Here is a 16,642-nt window from a genome sequence, read left to right as displayed (position 1 = left end):
GCAGATTACTTTTTTGATGTTAAAAAAGTGTTGCGAAACAATGATCTAAAGTTTTCTACGCTTTTACAAGCATAAGCAAAAAAATTTTTTTATAATATATTTCTAACTTATTCAGCACTCTTGGATAAAAGTCTTGTCTAAGGAGCGATTTTTTTATTGTTTAGCGAGGATGTTATGACAACAGAAACAATTTTTAGCAAAATTATTCGTAAAGAAATTCCTGCGGATATTGTGTATCAAGATGAACAAGTGACCGCATTTCGTGATATTGCGCCACAAGCACCAACTCACATTTTAATTATTCCGAATAAGATTATTCCTACTGTAAATCATGTGACGGCTGAAGATGAACAAGTATTAGGTCATTTGTTTGTGGTAGCAGCAAAGATTGCAGAACAACAAGGAATTGCTGAAGATGGTTATCGCTTAATTGTGAATTGCAATAAACATGGTGGTCAGGAAGTGTTCCATTTACATATGCACCTCGTAGGTGGCAAACAACTTGGTAAAATGTTGCCATAAACGAGAGGTTATTCATGTCTGAGTTGTTAATTGTATTTATTTTAGGTTGTGTTGAAGGGCTAACTGAATTTTTACCGGTCTCTTCAACAGGGCATATGATTATTGCTGCACACTTTCTTGGTTTTGAAGGCGAAAAAGCAGCAACATTTGAAGTAATTATTCAATTAGGTTCTATCTTAGCGGTGATTTTTGTTTATTGGCGTAAGATGTTTGGTCTAATTGGGATTCATTTTGGAGAAAAGGTAGATAATAAACGCCCGCATCTTAATTTATTGCATATTATTTTAGGAATGATTCCTGCAGTTGTTTTAGGATTGGTATTTCATTCTACGATTAAGTCATGGTTTAACATTCATAATGTGATTGGCTCTTTGGTAGCTGGGGGGATTTTGTTGATTTTGGCAGAAAAGTTCCGTCTACAACAAGCCTATGCAGAAGAGGTGGATCAAATGACCTATCGCCAAGCTTTTGCTATTGGTCTTTTCCAATGCTTAGCGTTGTTTCCTGGATTTTCTCGCTCAGGCGCAACAATTTCAGGTGGTTTATTAATGGGGGTAGGTAAGAAAGCTGCTGCAGAATATTCATTTATTCTAGCAGTACCAATGATGATGGGAGCAACAGCTTTAGATCTTTATAAAAGCTTGCCTTTCCTTTCATGGAATGATTTACCAATGTTTGCAGTGGGATTTGTCACCGCATTTGTGGTAGCAATGATTGCAATCCGAACTTTCCTTCATGTGATTGGAAAAATTTCTTTTGTTTCCTTCGCCATTTATCGTTTTATTTTAGCGTTATTATTGGCGTGGATTGTGTTGGTATAAGAGGAATACAGGGTGAAATATAAGAACTTACGTGAATTTATTGCACTACTCGAAGAACAAGGGGAATTAAAACGAATTTCCCATGAAATTGATCCTTATTTAGAAATGACGGAAATTGCTGATCGTACCTTGCGTAAAGGTGGACCAGCATTGTTATTTGAAAATGCAAAAGGTTTCTCAATGCCTGTACTTTGTAATTTGTTTGGTACGGCAAGACGGGTTGCATTAGGTATGGGACAGGAGGATGTGAGTGCATTACGTGAAGTAGGGAAATTATTAGCCTTTCTGAAAGAGCCAGAGCCACCAAAAGGCATTAAAGATTTGTTTAGTAGTATTTCACAATTTCGCCCTGTATTAAATATGCCAACTAAGACTATCAGTCATCCTGATTGCCAAGCTATTGTATGGAAAGAGGATGAAGTGGATCTGTATAAGTTGCCTATTATGCAATGTTGGCCGGAAGATGTCGCTCCATTGGTAACTTGGGGGCTAACAGTGACAAAAGGCCCTTATAAGAAACGGCAAAATTTAGGAATTTATCGCCAGCAATTAATTGGTAAAAATAAATTAATTATGCGTTGGTTATCACACCGAGGTGGTGCGTTAGATTTCCAAGAGTGGCAGGAGGCACATCCTGGAGAAAATTTCCCTGTTGTTGTGGCTTTAGGGGCAGATCCAGCAACAATTTTAAGTGCAGTAACACCAATTCCAGATACCCTATCCGAATATGCTTTTGCTGGATTATTACGGGGAAATAAAACAGAGGTAGCAAAAGCATTAAGCTGCGATCTAGAAATTCCGGCTGGCGCAGAGATTGTACTAGAGGGTTATATTGATCCTACGGAGAAAGCATTAGAAGGACCTTACGGTGATCATACTGGATACTATAATGAACAAGAGTATTTCCCGGTATTTACGGTAACCCATATCACGATGCGTAAGGATCCGATTTATCACTCAACATATACAGGGCGTCCGCCTGATGAACCTGCTGTGTTAGGTGAAGCGTTAAATGAGGTATTTATTCCGATTTTACAAAAACAATTTCCTGAAATTGTCGATTTCTATTTACCACCAGAAGGGTGTTCGTATCGTTTGGCAGTAGTGACGATGAAGAAACAATATGCAGGACATGCGAAACGAGTGATGATGGGAGTTTGGTCATTCTTACGCCAATTTATGTACACTAAATTCGTGATTGTGTGTGATGATGATGTTAATGCACGTGATTGGAAAGATGTGATTTGGGCGATTACCACACGTTGTGATCCTGCACGTGATTTAACTTTAGTTGAAAATACGCCTATTGATTATCTTGATTTTGCTTCACCTGTGGCAGGGTTAGGCTCAAAAATGGGCATTGATGCAACTAACAAATGGCCGGGTGAAACACAACGAGAATGGGGGCGACCAATTAAAAAAGATCCAGCAGTGGTCGCTCATATTGATCAAATCTGGCAAGAACTTGGGATTGATTAATTTTAATAATAGCAATAATTGCTATAGAACTGACTACTCAATCCATTCTGTTCTGTGATACTATGCAAAAGTTTTTCAGACACAAATAAAGGAGTAAATTCATGTCTCAACTTGATGCATTACGCAAAATGACAGTTGTCGTTGCAGACACTGGTGATATCGAAGCAATTAAAAAATACCAACCAGAAGATGCAACAACCAATCCATCACTTGTTTTAAGTGCCTCACAGTTACCACAATACGCTTCATTAATTGATGAAGCTGTTGCTTATGCAAAAAGTAAAAGTGCAGATAAAGCACAACAATTAATTGATGCAGAAGATAAATTAGCGGTAAATATTGGTTTAGAAATTTTAAAAATTGTCCCAGGACGTATTTCTACTGAAGTGGATGCGCGTCTTTCTTATGATACTGAAGCAACCGTTGCCAAAGCACGTAAACTCATTGCGCTTTATAATGAAGCAGGTATTAGCAATGATCGTATTTTGATTAAAATTGCTTCAACTTGGCAAGGTATCCGTGCTGCGGAAATTCTAGAAAAAGAAGGCATTAACTGTAACCTCACTCTATTATTCTCTGAAGCTCAAGCTCGTGCTTGTGCAGAAGCGGGTGTTTATTTAATTTCACCATTTGTAGGCCGTATTTTAGACTGGTATAAAGCAAATGGCGATAAGAAAGAGTTCGCACCAAGTGAAGATCCGGGTGTGATTTCTGTAACTAAGATTTATAACTACTACAAACAATATGGCTATAAAACTGTGGTGATGGGAGCAAGTTTCCGTAATATTGGTGAAATCACTGAGTTAGCTGGTTGTGACCGTTTGACCATTTCTCCTGCATTATTAAAAGAATTACAAGAGAATAATGGCGAGTTACCACGTAAACTTAATTATCAAGGTGAAGTGTTACCACGCCCAGCAGCCATGACAGAAGCTGAGTTCTATTGGCAACATAATATGGATGCGATGGCAGTAGAAAAACTTGCTGATGGAATTCGTAAATTTGCGGCAGATATCGAAAAATTAGAAGCAATGTTAAGTGCAAAACTATAAGTGATTGCGAATTGATATGTTAATACAGTAAGATAATTCCTGTATTTTTTAGAAAAAGCGTTGGTGTTAATATTCTCCTTACCCAACGCTTTTTTATTTCATTTTACTACTCATCTTTGGCCTAGTTTTAGGCTATAATGCTGACCATTTGTTGTTAAAGAGATAGTTGAAACGTCCGATGAAAAAATATTATTCATTCTTATCCTTGTCGATTCTCTCGGCGTTATATAGTCAAGCGAGCTATGCTGATTTGACCAGTCAATGTTTATTAGGTGTTCCTCATTTTACTGGGGAGGTTGTGAAAACTGATCCTAATGATTTACCTGTTTATATTGATTCTGATAGTGCGGAAATTAACCAACCTAATAACGCCCTTTATACGGGTAATGTGCAAGTTGAGCAGGGGAATCGTAAATTACAAGCTGATTCTGTTTTTGTCGAGCAAAAAGGAAATAAGCAAGATCTTCAACGTTATGCGTATGTAAATGGTAATATGAATTACCAAGATAATTTAGTGCAAGTTGTTGGGGAAAAAGCAGATATTCATCTTAATTCTAAAGATGCCAATATTTATCGTTCCAACTACCAATTTGTTGATCGACAAGGCCGTGGTGATGCTGAAAAAGCAGAGTTACGTCAAGATTACCGTTTATTAAAGAATGCGACGTTCACTTCTTGTTTGCCAAATAATAATTCATGGAAGATTCGTGCCTCTGAAATGAAGCAACATATCAAAGAAGAGTATGCAGATTTATGGAATGCGGTGTTTTATGTAAAAGACGTGCCAGTGTTCTATTTTCCTTATGTTCAATTCCCAATAGGAGATCGTCGCCGTTCAGGGTTATTGATGCCAGATTTTGGGGCTTCAAGTACAGATGGCTATTATTATGCGCAACCGATTTATCTTAATCTTGCACCTAATTATGATATGACGATTACGCCAAAATATATGAGTCGTCGAGGGATACAATTTTTGGGTGAAGCGCGTTATTTAAATATTTTAGGTTCTGGAGTTGTAGCGGGTGAATATATCAAAAATGATCGTTATGAAGATTATACGCAGGATGACCCTCGTTATTTAGTGTATTGGCAAAATGGTGGTTCTCTTTGGGATAATTGGCGTTTTAATGTGAATTATACTAAAGTGAGTGATCCTCGTTATTTTAATGATTTTTCATCACCTTATGGTAGTAGTACTGATGGTTATGCCACTCAAAGTTTCGCATTAAGCTATTATCAACCAAATTACAATCTCACCGTATCTGCAACGCAATTCCAAGTATTTGATACCGTATCGGTAGGACCTTATCGGACTTTGCCGCAGATTGATTTTAATTATTATCGTGATGGATTATTTAATGATTTAGTTGATTTTTCTCTCTATTCACAAGCCGTACAATTTAAAAACGATAGTGCAAAAATGCCATCAGCATGGCGTTTCCATATGGAACCTACTCTTTCGATGCCATTGGTCAATCGATATGGCAGTCTAAATTTAGAAACGAAATTGTATGCAACCCATTATTCGCAGAAAAAAGGCGAAGCTGTTGATGCGGTAGAGGTGGAAAAATCGGTGAATCGTGTAATTCCTCAGTTTAAAGCAGAAGTGGCTACTGTATTAGCATCAAATAAAACATTATTTGATGGCTATACTCAAACTATTGAACCAAAAGTACAATACGTTTATCGCCCTTATCGAAATCAAAGTAATATTGGAACTGATAATTACAGTTATTTAGGCTTTGGCTATGATTCAATTTTATTGCAGCAAGATTTCTACTCATTATTTAATGATAGACGTTATAGTGGTTTAGACCGGATAGCTTCAGCAAATCAATTAACTATTGGTGGAACAACACGCTTCTTTGATAAAGATGCAGATGAACGTTTTAATCTTTCTTTAGGGCAAATTCTTTATTTTACGCCGTCAAAAATTGATGAAAGTAGTAGAAATCGTACTCAAGGAACTTCCTCTTCTTGGGCGGCAGAAGCCAACTGGAAGATTAACCAACAATGGAATTGGAAAGGCGGTTATCAATACGATACTTTATTTGATGAAACTGCATTAATGAATATGGCGCTTGAGTATCGTCGATCTACCGAAAATTTGATCCAATTATCTTATCGTTATGTTAGTGAAAAATATATTGATCAAAATTTAACGGGAAGCAATGTGTATGATCAGAAGATTCGTCAAGTAGGGTTGGCAACGGCGTGGCAGATTAACGACAACTGGGCCGTTGTTGGGCATGTATATCAAGATATTTCATTGAATAAGCCAGTAGAGCAATATATTGGTGTTGAATACCGTACCTGTTGTTGGAAAGCAAATATTGGTGCAAGACGTTATCTCACAGCGCCAAAAGAAGGGCAACAATACTCAAATCGTAATGATACCTTCTATAATAATTCATTTGGAATTAACTTTGAGATTTCAGGATTGGGTAATCGCCACGGTAGCAGTATGAGTAAGATGTTAAGTACTGGAATTATCCCATATTCAGATCCATTTAGCTTACGTTAAATCTCAATCCAGTAAAGGATAAAACCCCAGATTTATATAATAAATCTGGGGGTTTTGTTATTTTTTATGTTGATCGCATTGGCAATCATGAGTATGCACAATCATATGCCCCATTTTTTCTGCTTTTACGGTGAGATAGCCAGTGTTATAACGGTTTTCACCTACATTTAATGGTACACGTTCAACTACATTAATGCCTGCTTGTTTCATCGTATTAATTTTTTCAGGATTATTAGTTAATAGACGAATGGCTTTAACACCTAATAACTCAAACATTTCAGCACAAACACTAAAATCACGTTCGTCTTCTTTAAATCCAAGTGCTAAGTTTGCTTCGATTGTGTCCATTCCTTGATCTTGTAACGCATAAGCACGAATTTTATTGATTAATCCAATCCCACGACCTTCTGCACGGTGATAAATTAATACGCCTCGTCCTGCTTCACTAATTTGCTTTAATGCTGCTTGTAATTGAAAGCCACAGTCGCATTTTAGACTATGTAATGCATCACCAGTTAAACATTCTGAATGAATCCTCGCTAATACAGGTTCATCATTGGTGACATCTCCTAACACTAAAGCAACGTGTTCTTTATGAGTTTCTGGATGTTCAAAACCGATAATTTTAAAAATACCAAATTCTGTTGGTAAGTTTGCCTGAGCAACAAGTTCAATTTTTGCCATTTTCTGTCCTTAGTTATGTTATGTATGGCGTGATGCTAATCAAATAAAAATGTAAAAGGGTGACATTATATACATTATTTGTCGATTTTTCTGTTACTTTTTGATGATTATTTAGGAACTATGGGTATTTTATTTATTGCAGTATTGTAGGCAAAAATTGTCATAGTTTCTAATAACAACTTGATGATTGATTTGGAAGGTTAGTAAAGCCCAGAAAATAAGATATAATTCCGCCCAGTTTGACTAACTTAAGCGAGCGTAGATTATGTTATACGGAATTGATATTGGTGGTACTAAAATTGAATTGGCAGTATTTAATCAACAATTAGAAAAGCTTCATAGTGAACGAGTTGATACGCCACAAACATCTTATGAAGATTGGTTAAATGCGGTAGTGCAATTAGTAGAGAGAGCAGATGCAAAATTTAATTGCAAGGGGACAGTGGGTATTGGTGTACCCGGTTTTGTGCGTCGTGATACAGGGATTGCTGAAATTACTAATATTCGTGTAGCAGATAACAAACCAATTATTCGTGATTTAACAGAACGTTTGCAAAGAGAAGTACGAATTGAAAATGACGCAAACTGTTTTGCATTATCAGAAGCATGGGATGCTGATAGTCAACAATATGCAACCGTATTAGGGCTAATTATTGGTACCGGCTTTGGTGGTGGCTTAGTCTTTAATGGTAAAGTACATTCTGGTAAAGTTGGTATGGCAGGTGAAGTGGGGCATATTCAACTCAATTACCATGCATTGAAACTCCTTGGTTGGGATCAAGCACCAATTTATCAATGTGGTTGTGGTAATGAAGCCTGCTTAGATACTTATCTTTCAGGGCGAGGCTTTGAGCTATTACACCATGATTTACTCAAAGAGAAGCTTTCAGCAAAAGAAATTATTCAACGCTTCTATCAAAATGATGCAAAAACGGTGGAATTTGTTGATAAATTTATTGAATTAATGGCAATTTGTTTTGGTAATTTGATTACAGTATTAGATCCAGACGCTATCTTTTTAGGTGGTGGATTATCTAATTTTGATTATATCTATGAAGCGTTACCACAACGCTTACCAAAACACTTAATGCGTAGTGCTGTAGTACCTGCAATTTTGAAAGCAAAACATGGGGATTCTGGCGGTGTGCGCGGAGCAGCAGCATTATTTTTAAGTCGAGATTAATTAATAAGATGGAGAAGTAAAAAGATGAAAAAATTATCAGTATTCACCTCTATGTTGGTGGCATTATTATTATCAGCGTGTAGTCAATTACATTTTCCTACAGCGTCTGTATCTGAATCTAAAAGTGTGTCAGATCCATTAGCGAAAGAAGATGCTGCATTAAAAGCGATCAGAGAAACTGCACAACGCTTACCAAGTTTCACGTATGAAACAGGACAACAAACAGCAACCGCTTATTTTAATCAACAACAAATCACCTTTATTACCGTGAAATCGCCAAAAAAAGTAGAGAATATCTATTTGAAGAATGGGCGAGTTGCAGCAGTGAACAATGATCAACATTACTATGATTTCAGTAAAGGTAATCTAAATAATGAACAATTAGCAGTAGAAAAAGCAGCAGAAAAATGGGTGCAAAAATTAGGCTATAACTCTGCGGATCGCAATATTTCTGCTGTTCGTACAGGTGATGAAGCAAAATTAAATTATTTATGTATTGCAAAAATCCAACAAGTTGCGGGAACGAAAAAAGTATTACGTACTTCAGCTAATAGTGCGCAAAGTACATCGCGTTTAACAGCGTCTATGCGTTTGAATGGAAATAAATTTTATCAAATGGACTGTGTCCTTTCAGGGGATCGGGTAGCGAAATTAAGTTTGATCGCAAAATAAGCTAAAGCCAAGAGGATAACCATAATGGAAAAAAATATTATCTTGATGAGTGATTCATATAAATATTCCCACTCAGCACAATATCCAAACAAGATGACGTATATGCATCATTATATTGAAAGTCGTGGTGGGCGTTATGGATATACCCAGTTTTTTGGTTTGCAATATTATTTAAAAAAATATCTTTGCCAACCTATTACCCAAGCCATGATTGATGAAGCAGAAGAAATTATGCGGATACATGGATTACCATTTGATCGGGTGAATTGGCAATATATTTTGGATACGCATAAAGGTTATCTTCCGTTGCGAATTCGTGCCGTACCGGAAGGAAGCTTAGTTAATAATCATAATGTGTTATTAACAGTAGAAAATACCGATCAGAACTGTGCATGGTTAGTCAGTTTTTTTGAAACATTATTATTAAAAATTTGGTATCCATGTACAGTGGCAACACTTTCTCATTCCTATCAACGAATTTGTCGTAAATTCCTACAAGAAACGGCAGAGAGTTTTGATGCATTACCTTTTATGCTGCATGATTTTGGTTATCGTGGGGTATCGAGTGAAGAAAGTGCTTCAATTGGCGGTGGTGCGCATTTAGTCAATTTTAAAGGGACAGATAATGTCAGTGCGTTGCTGTTTATGCGTCAATATTATGCAGCAGAAATGGCTGGCTTTAGTGTGCCTGCGGCTGAACATAGTACAATAACGTCGTGGTCAAAAGCACGAGAAGCAGAAGCGTATGCTAATTTACTCGATAAGTACCAAGATTCTGTAATTTCGATTGTGGTTGACAGTTATGACTACTATAACGCAATTGGCAATATCTTTTGTAAGCAGTTAGCGGATAAAGTGAAACAGCGTAAATATCCACTAGTTTTACGTCCAGATAGTGGTGATGCAATCACGAATGTACTGTTCGCGTGTGAAAAATTGGCAGAGACTTTTGGTACTACTCGTAATCAGAAAGGCTATCTTGTATTAAATAATGTCAGAGTATTACAGGGCGATGGGATTAATGAGAATAGTACATGGGATTTATTAAAAGCGTTACAAGATAATGGCTTCTCAGTAGAAAATTTAATTCTCGGTTGTGGTGGTTCGTTACTACAAGGTAATTTTGATACCAGTATTAATCGAGATACTCACCGCTTTGCAATGAAATGTAGTTGTGTAATTACAGATAGTAAGTTAGTTGATGTGTATAAAGCACCAATCACAGATAAAGGTAAAGTAAGCAAAAAAGGACGCTTAGATTTAATTTGGGATGGTGAAAAATATAAAACGATCAATATTGATCACTTACCATTAAACGAATATGCAGAAAATTCAATGATGCAAACTATATTTGAAAATGGGAAATTACTCATAGATTGGAATTTAGCTGACGTACAACAGAATGCCCAGCGTTATCAGCCACAAGTAACAAAATAATAAAGTTCTGGATGTTTTTATGAATTTTTCTGAATATGTTGCCGATTTAGTTGCGAAAAACCCTGATGAAAGGGTTTTTCCATTTGAGTATGCAGATAAGAAATATTGGATTAAACAGGTTGAACAAACAACAGGGGCAATGCGTCTGTTAAAGCCAAATCCAACAGCCTCATTACAACGGGAAATCAAAACACTGCAAGATTTAAATCAACGTCATGCCGCAGTCGCACCGTTAGTGTTAGTCGCAGAAACTTATTTTGTGATTGAAGATGTTGGGCAATCAGTAAAACGATACTTAAATGAACCAACTACAACCCCTGAATTTGCAAAAAGGCTACTGAGTGATGCAGCTACCGCATTAGCGCAGTTACATCAGCAAGATCTTTTCCATGGTCGTCCAGCTATTCGAGATATGGGATGGAAAGAAGATGGCGTGCGTTTTATTGATTTTGAATCCCAAGTATTTAGTAAGAATTTGCAATTACAAAAAGCACGTGATTTATTGTTCTATATCCATAGTCTTTATGTAAGTGAAAAAGTATCTGATCAACAAATTGCAGAGAGCATTTCAGTTTACCGACAGCAAGGTGGTGAACAGCAATGGCAATATACTTACCAATTAGTCAATAAATGGCGCTGGTTGTATGCAGGACTACGTTTATTCCGTTGTATTGCACGTACTGATCTAATTGCATTATTGAATTTATTCCGTTTTGTTTTGGCTTACGGTAAGTAGAGTACTGAATATGAAGATTTACCAAATCAAATTGACACGAAGCGGACACGTTTTTTCGCATGATAATCAATGTTCATTACTGGAAAACTTAGAGCAGCAACATATTCCCCATGAATATCAATGTCGTTCAGGATATTGTGGGGCTTGCCGTGCAAAATTATTACAAGGGCAGGTAAGTTATCGCCAGCCACCATTAGCCTTTTTACAAGAGGATGATGTATTACTTTGTTGTTGTCAGGTAGAGTCTGATCTTGAACTCGATCTTTAATCATTATTTGCTATTTCTACTACATCATTTATTTTTTCTGACCCCATTAAATAATCAAAAATTGACACTTTTAAACCCATCAATTTACGCCAGAATAAGTTCGTTCAAATAACAACGGAGGATAAATTGATGAGTACAATTATTGGTAGTGATGTAGTAAAACGCGGTATGGCACAGATGCAAAAAGGTGGCGTGATTATGGATGTAGTCAATGCAGAGCAAGCTCGTATTGCAGAAGCTGCGGGTGCAGTGGCGGTGATGGCATTAGAACGTGTACCTTTTGATATTCGTAAAGCTGGCGGCGTGGCGAGAATGGCGAATCCACGTATCGTTAAAGAAGTGATGGATGCCGTATCTATCCCTGTAATGGCTAAAGCGAGAATTGGTCATATTACGGAAGCTCGTGTATTAGAAGCGATGGGCGTGGATTATATTGATGAAAGTGAAGTATTAACGCCAGCAGATGAAGAGTTTCATTTGTTAAAAAGTGAGTTTACCGTTCCTTTTGTGTGTGGCTGTCGTGATCTTGGTGAGGCCTTAAGACGTATTGGTGAGGGGGCTGCAATGTTGCGCACCAAAGGTGAACCGGGAACAGGCAATATTGTAGAAGCGGTACGTCATATGCGGAAAGTCAATGCACAAGTTCGCAAGGTAGTTGCGATGAGTCATGATGAATTAATGACAGAGGCAAAAAATTTAGGTGCTCCTTTTGAATTATTATTACAGATTAAACAGTTAGGAAGATTGCCAGTGGTTAATTTTGCTGCGGGTGGTGTTGCTACACCAGCAGATGCGGCATTAATGATGGAATTAGGCGCGGATGGTGTTTTTGTTGGATCAGGTATTTTTAAATCTGAAAATCCTGAAAAATTTGCCAAAGCAATCGTACAAGCTACCACACATTATCAAGACTATGATTTGATCGCTCGTTTATCTGAAGATCTTGGTGAAGCGATGAAAGGGATTGAAATATCACAGCTTTCTGCTGCTGAAAGAATGCAAGATCGTGGTTGGTAATATGAAAGCATTAAAGATAGGTGTATTGGCTTTGCAAGGTGCTGTTAGTGAACATTTAGCTCAACTTGCACAATTAGGTGTGACGGGTGTTGCGGTTAAACGTGTTGAACAGCTTGCAGAATTGGATGGAATTATCTTACCAGGTGGTGAAAGTACAACGATTGGCAAGTTAATGCGCCAATATGGTTTTATTGATGCGTTACAACAATTTGCACAGACAAAAGCAATCTTTGGTACTTGTGCGGGCATGATCTTATTAGCGAGAGAGATTGTTGGTGGTGAATCAGCATATTTACAGCTGTTGGATATTCAAGTACAACGTAATGCATTTGGGCGGCAAGTGGATAGCTTCCAAACAGAGTTACAGGTTACAGGGATTGAACAACCTGTACCAGCGGTATTTATTCGGGCGCCGTATATTGTGAAAACAGGCAACACTGTTGAAGTGTTAGCCTCTTTTGCGGGGCATCCTGTATTAGCTCGCCAAGGTAAGTTACTTGCTTGCTCTTTTCATCCAGAATTAACGGATAATTTAGCAATTTTAAAATTGTTTTTGACGTTATGTAGATAATTAATTGATACCTCACAATTTTTCATCTGTTGAGAAAACGTGAGGTATTGTGATTTAATCTGTGGCTAATCGATCTAACCATTCACTAAACTGTTTGGCATCTAAAAATCCAGTAACACGGCTATTACTAATCTCTTTGCCTTGTTGATCAAAAAACAGAATAGTCGGTAAACCTAACACCTGATATTCCTTGCTAAGTGCTTGATTAGCAGTACTGTTTTTGGTCATATCAACACGTAATAAAAGAATTTTTTGCAAGCGCTGTTGAACTTCTGTTTGATTAAAAGTCTTATGTTCAAACTCTTTGCAGGCGACACACCAATCTGCATAGAGATCAACCATTGCAATTTTATGTGGATTATTGCGTAGTTGCTGCTGTAATTTTGCTAAATCTTTAACCTGGATAAATTCTTGATGGTTAGTTGATTGCTGTATTTGAGGATGTAACAATTGTTGTATCGCAGCATAGAACGGTGCAGCAGCAACCATCATCGCCATTATTGATAAAACTTGCCAAATGCGGCTATGTTTACCTGCTAGGGTGATTAGCCAAGCAAAGAAAGCAATCCCGAGTAGTGACCATAAAATATTTTCCCAATAATTTGGTAAAAAACGGGCAAGTAAGATAATCGGTAGAGCTAATAATACAAAGCCAAAAGCGATTTTTACATTCTCCATCCAAGCACCTGATTTAGGTAAAATCTTATTGCCAAAGACAGTAATAGCGATCAATGGCGTTCCCATACCAAGCGCTAATAAATAGAGCGTTAAGGCACCTGTAATTAAGTCACCAGTTTGTGTCACATACAGTAAGGCGCCTGAGAGTGGGGCAGAAGTACAAGGGGATGCAATCAAGCCAGCGATAGCGCCCATCATAAATACGCCACCATACATACCAGCTGATTGTTTTTGACTTAATGCTGTTAATTTAGTTTGCCAACTCACAGGAAGCTGTAAAGTAAATAAACCAAACATAGAACAAGCCAGTAGGATAAATAGCAGTGCAAAAGCTCCTAATACGTAAGAGCTTTGTAACCAAACTTGTAAGGATAACCCAACAGCAGCAACAGCTAACCCAAGTAACGCATAAGTGAGAGCCATTCCTTGTACATAAATAATACTTAACAATAAAGCTTTACCTGTATTAACACGTTGTTCTTTGCCAATAACGATAGCAGATAGCAACGGTAACATTGGTAATACACAAGGGGTAAAGGCTAAGCCAATACCGAGTAAAAAGAACCAAAATACCGCAAATTTACTTTGAAATAAGCGCTCAGTAAAAGGCGTGGTTTCAGTAGTATTACTTTGTGCGTTTTCGTTGGTTAAATCAGAGGTAGTAACCTGAGCTGTACTAGGTTTAATCCATTGTGATAACTCAATCTCTTGAGTTTGTGGTGGATAACATAATCCTTCTGTACAACCTTGATAATTAATAATTAATTTGCCTTGTGGCTCAAATTGATTTTGAGTCGGGGTAAGAACAATATCTAAGCCTTGTTCAAAAATTTGCGTTTTACCAAAGTAAGGATCCTCGTGTGTTTTTTCAATAATGGGGGTAATTTGCTGATTAAAAGCAACATTATCACTTTTGACGGTGACGGTATGCTTATATAAATAGTAGTTAGGCAAAATATCCCAATGCAGAGTGATTTTTTGTGGTGTAGCTTGTAGGGAAAATGGAAAAGCCTGTTCAACGGTTAAGAAGTCTGCTTTTTTATCAAAAATACCAGCAAATGTTGTTGTTATACTTAAGAAAAATAAGATAAAAGTGGAAAAAAATGATAAATATTTTCTAATCATATTGTAACTATTGATAGATGAATAAAAGAAGTGGAAGTTTAGCATACTTACAGCTGAATTTCTTAACTAAAATTGTTATACTCGCTAATTTTAAGTTGTACATAAGAAAGAGGAAACAATGTCGATAAATTTTGTACGAATTTTGCAAGAAAGTAGCTATTTTGTGCGTAATCGTTACCCAATCGTTGTTACTTTTACTGTATTGTATGCATTGAATACATTAATTTTTCAGCTCATTATGGAAGCAAATGGTGGCTTAGAACAGCTGCAAACAACGCCAAATTCAATCTCATCTAGTGTGATATTTGCTTCTTTTTTCAATTTAATTTTTTCTGTGATCCTGAATATATGGTTTATTTTGACTATTGATCAGGTTTCTACCAATCGGATTGGCGATATCTTTTCATGTATTCCAACCGTATTACAAAAATTAATCGGATTTATTGGTTATAACTGCTTATTAATTCTGGCATTAATGCCATTTATTATGGGAATTAGTATTGGCTCAGTAAGTGGCGGGATTTCACTCTTTATCGGTGGTGTAGTGTGTTTATTAGTAAGTGGTTATTTATTAACTCGTATTGCATTACTGCCATATGCATATTTATTGGAACCGGGCAGAAAGGGGCTAAGAGCTTTATATCAGTTAGTTAATCATCGCCAACAATATAAGGTAATGGTGGTTTATTTACTGTTAGTTTATCTTGTGCCAATATTATTCAGTAATCTATTAGTAGGCTTATTAGGTGCAAATTTATTGGTGTTATTTACTTTAATCACCTCATTTATCAATTTATTCTCACTAATTTTTGCCTATCGTTTTTACCGTATTTTTATTAAGGCAAACTCACTATGAAACAATTATTAGAATTTATCCCACTGATCTTATTTTTTGCCGTCTATAAATTATATGGTGTTCGCGAAGCAGCGATTATTTTGATTGTGGCGACCATTGTTCAATTTATTATCTTAAAAGTGAAATACGGTAAGATTGAAAAGTCGCAATGGATTATGGCAATTGGGATCGTCTTTTTTGGTAGTTTAACAGCTTACTTTAATGATCTTGAATTTTTAAAATGGAAAGTGACGATTGTTTATGCGTTATTTGCCTTAATCTTGTTAGTTAGCCAATATGGCTTTAAAAAATTATTAATCAAAAGTATGTTAGGCAAAGAGATTCAACTTCCTGAAAAAGTATGGGCAAATCTTAATTTAGGGTGGGGAATATTTTTTGTTGTTTGTATGTTGATTAATATCTATGTGAGCCAATTTTTATCGGATGATATTTGGGTAGATTTTAAATCATTTGGTTTCTTTGGTTTAACCTTAGTCGCATCGTTATTAACTGGTATTTATATTTATCCATATCTTAATTCTCAAGCAAAACAGAATCATAAGGAAGATTAATTAATGGAAACAACAGTTCGCACACCGGATGGCACATTATTACTGAGAACATTAGCAATGCCATCAGATACTAACGCTAATGGCGATATTTTTGGTGGTTGGATTATGTCACAAATGGATATTGGTGGTGCAATCTTAGCAAAAGAAATTGCACATCGCCGAGTAGTGACAGTCCACGTAAATAATATGACATTTCATAAACCTGTTTCGGTTGGGGACGTTGTCTGTTGTTATGGGCGCTGTACTAAGGTAGGTAATACTTCAATTCAAGTTAAAGTTGAAGTTTGGGTAAAACGTGTTTTTCAAGATGCTATTTCTGATCGTTATTTAGTGACAGATGCGTTATTTACTTATGTAGCAATTGATGAACAAGGCAGACCAAGTCCTGTGCCACGAGAAAATAATCCAGAATTAGATCAAGCATTACAAATTATTACTGAATATCAGCAGCAAGCATAAAGGAGTG

At 36.6% G+C, this 16,642-nt stretch carries 17 protein-coding genes; 15 read left to right on the top strand and 2 right to left on the bottom strand.

From position 1 onward, the window contains the following. Positions 1-174: 174 nt before the first annotated feature. The 5 genes from hinT (at position 175) to lptD (ending at position 6,398) form a co-directional block, all read left to right on the top strand. Positions 175-522, top strand: a complete 348-nt coding sequence (gene hinT, locus QV06_RS08710) for a purine nucleoside phosphoramidase (RefSeq protein ID WP_065233908.1) — start codon at positions 175-177, stop codon at positions 520-522. A 14-nt stretch (positions 523-536) separates the two neighbouring features. Then, complete coding sequence (bacA, locus tag QV06_RS08705) at positions 537-1,343, top strand: undecaprenyl-diphosphate phosphatase (RefSeq protein ID WP_065237808.1); 807 nt, start codon at positions 537-539, stop codon at positions 1,341-1,343. A gap of 12 nt (positions 1,344-1,355) precedes the next feature. Then, positions 1,356-2,822: a 4-hydroxy-3-polyprenylbenzoate decarboxylase gene (gene ubiD, locus QV06_RS08700; protein ID WP_065237807.1), complete on the top strand. Its 1,467-nt coding sequence runs from the start codon at positions 1,356-1,358 to the stop codon at positions 2,820-2,822. A 101-nt stretch (positions 2,823-2,923) separates the two neighbouring features. Then, entirely contained in the window at positions 2,924-3,874 is a 951-nt protein-coding gene (gene tal, locus QV06_RS08695) for a transaldolase (protein WP_065233905.1), read from the top strand. A gap of 178 nt (positions 3,875-4,052) precedes the next feature. After that, positions 4,053-6,398 (top strand): LPS assembly protein LptD, encoded by a 2,346-nt coding sequence (lptD, locus tag QV06_RS08690; protein WP_065237806.1) that lies wholly within the window; start codon positions 4,053-4,055, stop codon positions 6,396-6,398. A gap of 57 nt (positions 6,399-6,455) precedes the next feature. Here the strand turns inward: lptD and ribA are convergent, their stop codons facing one another. After that, complete coding sequence (gene ribA / locus QV06_RS08685) at positions 6,456-7,082, bottom strand: GTP cyclohydrolase II (protein WP_065233903.1); 627 nt, start codon at positions 7,080-7,082, stop codon at positions 6,456-6,458. Positions 7,083-7,347: 265 nt separating this feature from the next. On the opposite strand from ribA, the gene nagK reads away from it, so the two are divergent. From nagK to pdxT, 7 genes are all read left to right on the top strand, one after another. Then, positions 7,348-8,265, top strand: a complete 918-nt coding sequence (gene nagK / locus QV06_RS08680) for an N-acetylglucosamine kinase (RefSeq protein ID WP_065233902.1) — start codon at positions 7,348-7,350, stop codon at positions 8,263-8,265. A gap of 24 nt (positions 8,266-8,289) precedes the next feature. Continuing rightward, positions 8,290-8,937, top strand: coding sequence for a hypothetical protein (locus QV06_RS08675; RefSeq protein ID WP_065237805.1), 648 nt, complete (start codon positions 8,290-8,292; stop codon positions 8,935-8,937). 24 nt (positions 8,938-8,961) lie between these two features. Further along, a complete protein-coding gene (locus QV06_RS08670) occupies positions 8,962-10,374 on the top strand; it encodes a nicotinate phosphoribosyltransferase (RefSeq protein WP_065237804.1) in 1,413 nt (470 codons plus the stop codon). A gap of 19 nt (positions 10,375-10,393) precedes the next feature. After that, positions 10,394-11,110 carry a kinase gene (locus QV06_RS08665; protein ID WP_065237803.1) on the top strand — a complete coding sequence of 239 codons (717 nt, stop codon included), beginning with the start codon at positions 10,394-10,396 and terminating at the stop codon, positions 11,108-11,110. A 10-nt stretch (positions 11,111-11,120) separates the two neighbouring features. Further along, on the top strand, positions 11,121-11,378 hold the full coding sequence (gene yfaE, locus QV06_RS11550; protein WP_065238827.1) for a class I ribonucleotide reductase maintenance protein YfaE: 258 nt from the start codon (positions 11,121-11,123) through the stop codon (positions 11,376-11,378). Between the two features lie 129 nt (positions 11,379-11,507). Then, positions 11,508-12,395, top strand: coding sequence for a pyridoxal 5'-phosphate synthase lyase subunit PdxS (gene pdxS, locus QV06_RS08655; RefSeq protein WP_065237801.1), 888 nt, complete (start codon positions 11,508-11,510; stop codon positions 12,393-12,395). A 1-nt stretch (position 12,396) separates the two neighbouring features. Beyond that, complete coding sequence (pdxT, locus tag QV06_RS08650) at positions 12,397-12,966, top strand: pyridoxal 5'-phosphate synthase glutaminase subunit PdxT (protein ID WP_065237800.1); 570 nt, start codon at positions 12,397-12,399, stop codon at positions 12,964-12,966. A 54-nt stretch (positions 12,967-13,020) separates the two neighbouring features. Here the strand turns inward: pdxT and QV06_RS08645 are convergent, their stop codons facing one another. Then, on the bottom strand, positions 13,021-14,769 hold the full coding sequence (locus QV06_RS08645) for a protein-disulfide reductase DsbD (protein ID WP_065237799.1): 1,749 nt from the start codon (positions 14,767-14,769) through the stop codon (positions 13,021-13,023). A 118-nt stretch (positions 14,770-14,887) separates the two neighbouring features. Here QV06_RS08645 and QV06_RS08640 point away from each other — a divergent pair, with 118 nt between their 5' ends. From QV06_RS08640 to yciA, 3 genes are read left to right on the top strand one after another with little or no spacing between them, the layout of a single operon-like run. Next, on the top strand, positions 14,888-15,625 hold the full coding sequence (locus QV06_RS08640; protein WP_065237798.1) for a hypothetical protein: 738 nt from the start codon (positions 14,888-14,890) through the stop codon (positions 15,623-15,625). Continuing rightward, positions 15,622-16,176, top strand: coding sequence for a septation protein A (locus tag QV06_RS08635; RefSeq protein WP_065237797.1), 555 nt, complete (start codon positions 15,622-15,624; stop codon positions 16,174-16,176). Before QV06_RS08640 ends, QV06_RS08635 begins: the two co-directional genes overlap by 4 nt. 3 nt (positions 16,177-16,179) lie before the next feature. Continuing rightward, positions 16,180-16,635 (top strand): acyl-CoA thioester hydrolase YciA, encoded by a 456-nt coding sequence (gene yciA, locus QV06_RS08630; protein WP_065237796.1) that lies wholly within the window; start codon positions 16,180-16,182, stop codon positions 16,633-16,635. The last annotated feature ends 7 nt before the right edge of the window (positions 16,636-16,642 follow it).

It is taken from the genome of Gallibacterium genomosp. 3 (assembly GCF_001678475.1).
GTDB lineage: Bacteria > Pseudomonadota > Gammaproteobacteria > Enterobacterales > Pasteurellaceae > Gallibacterium > Gallibacterium faecale.
This window is presented reverse-complemented; position numbering and strand designations above follow the sequence as displayed.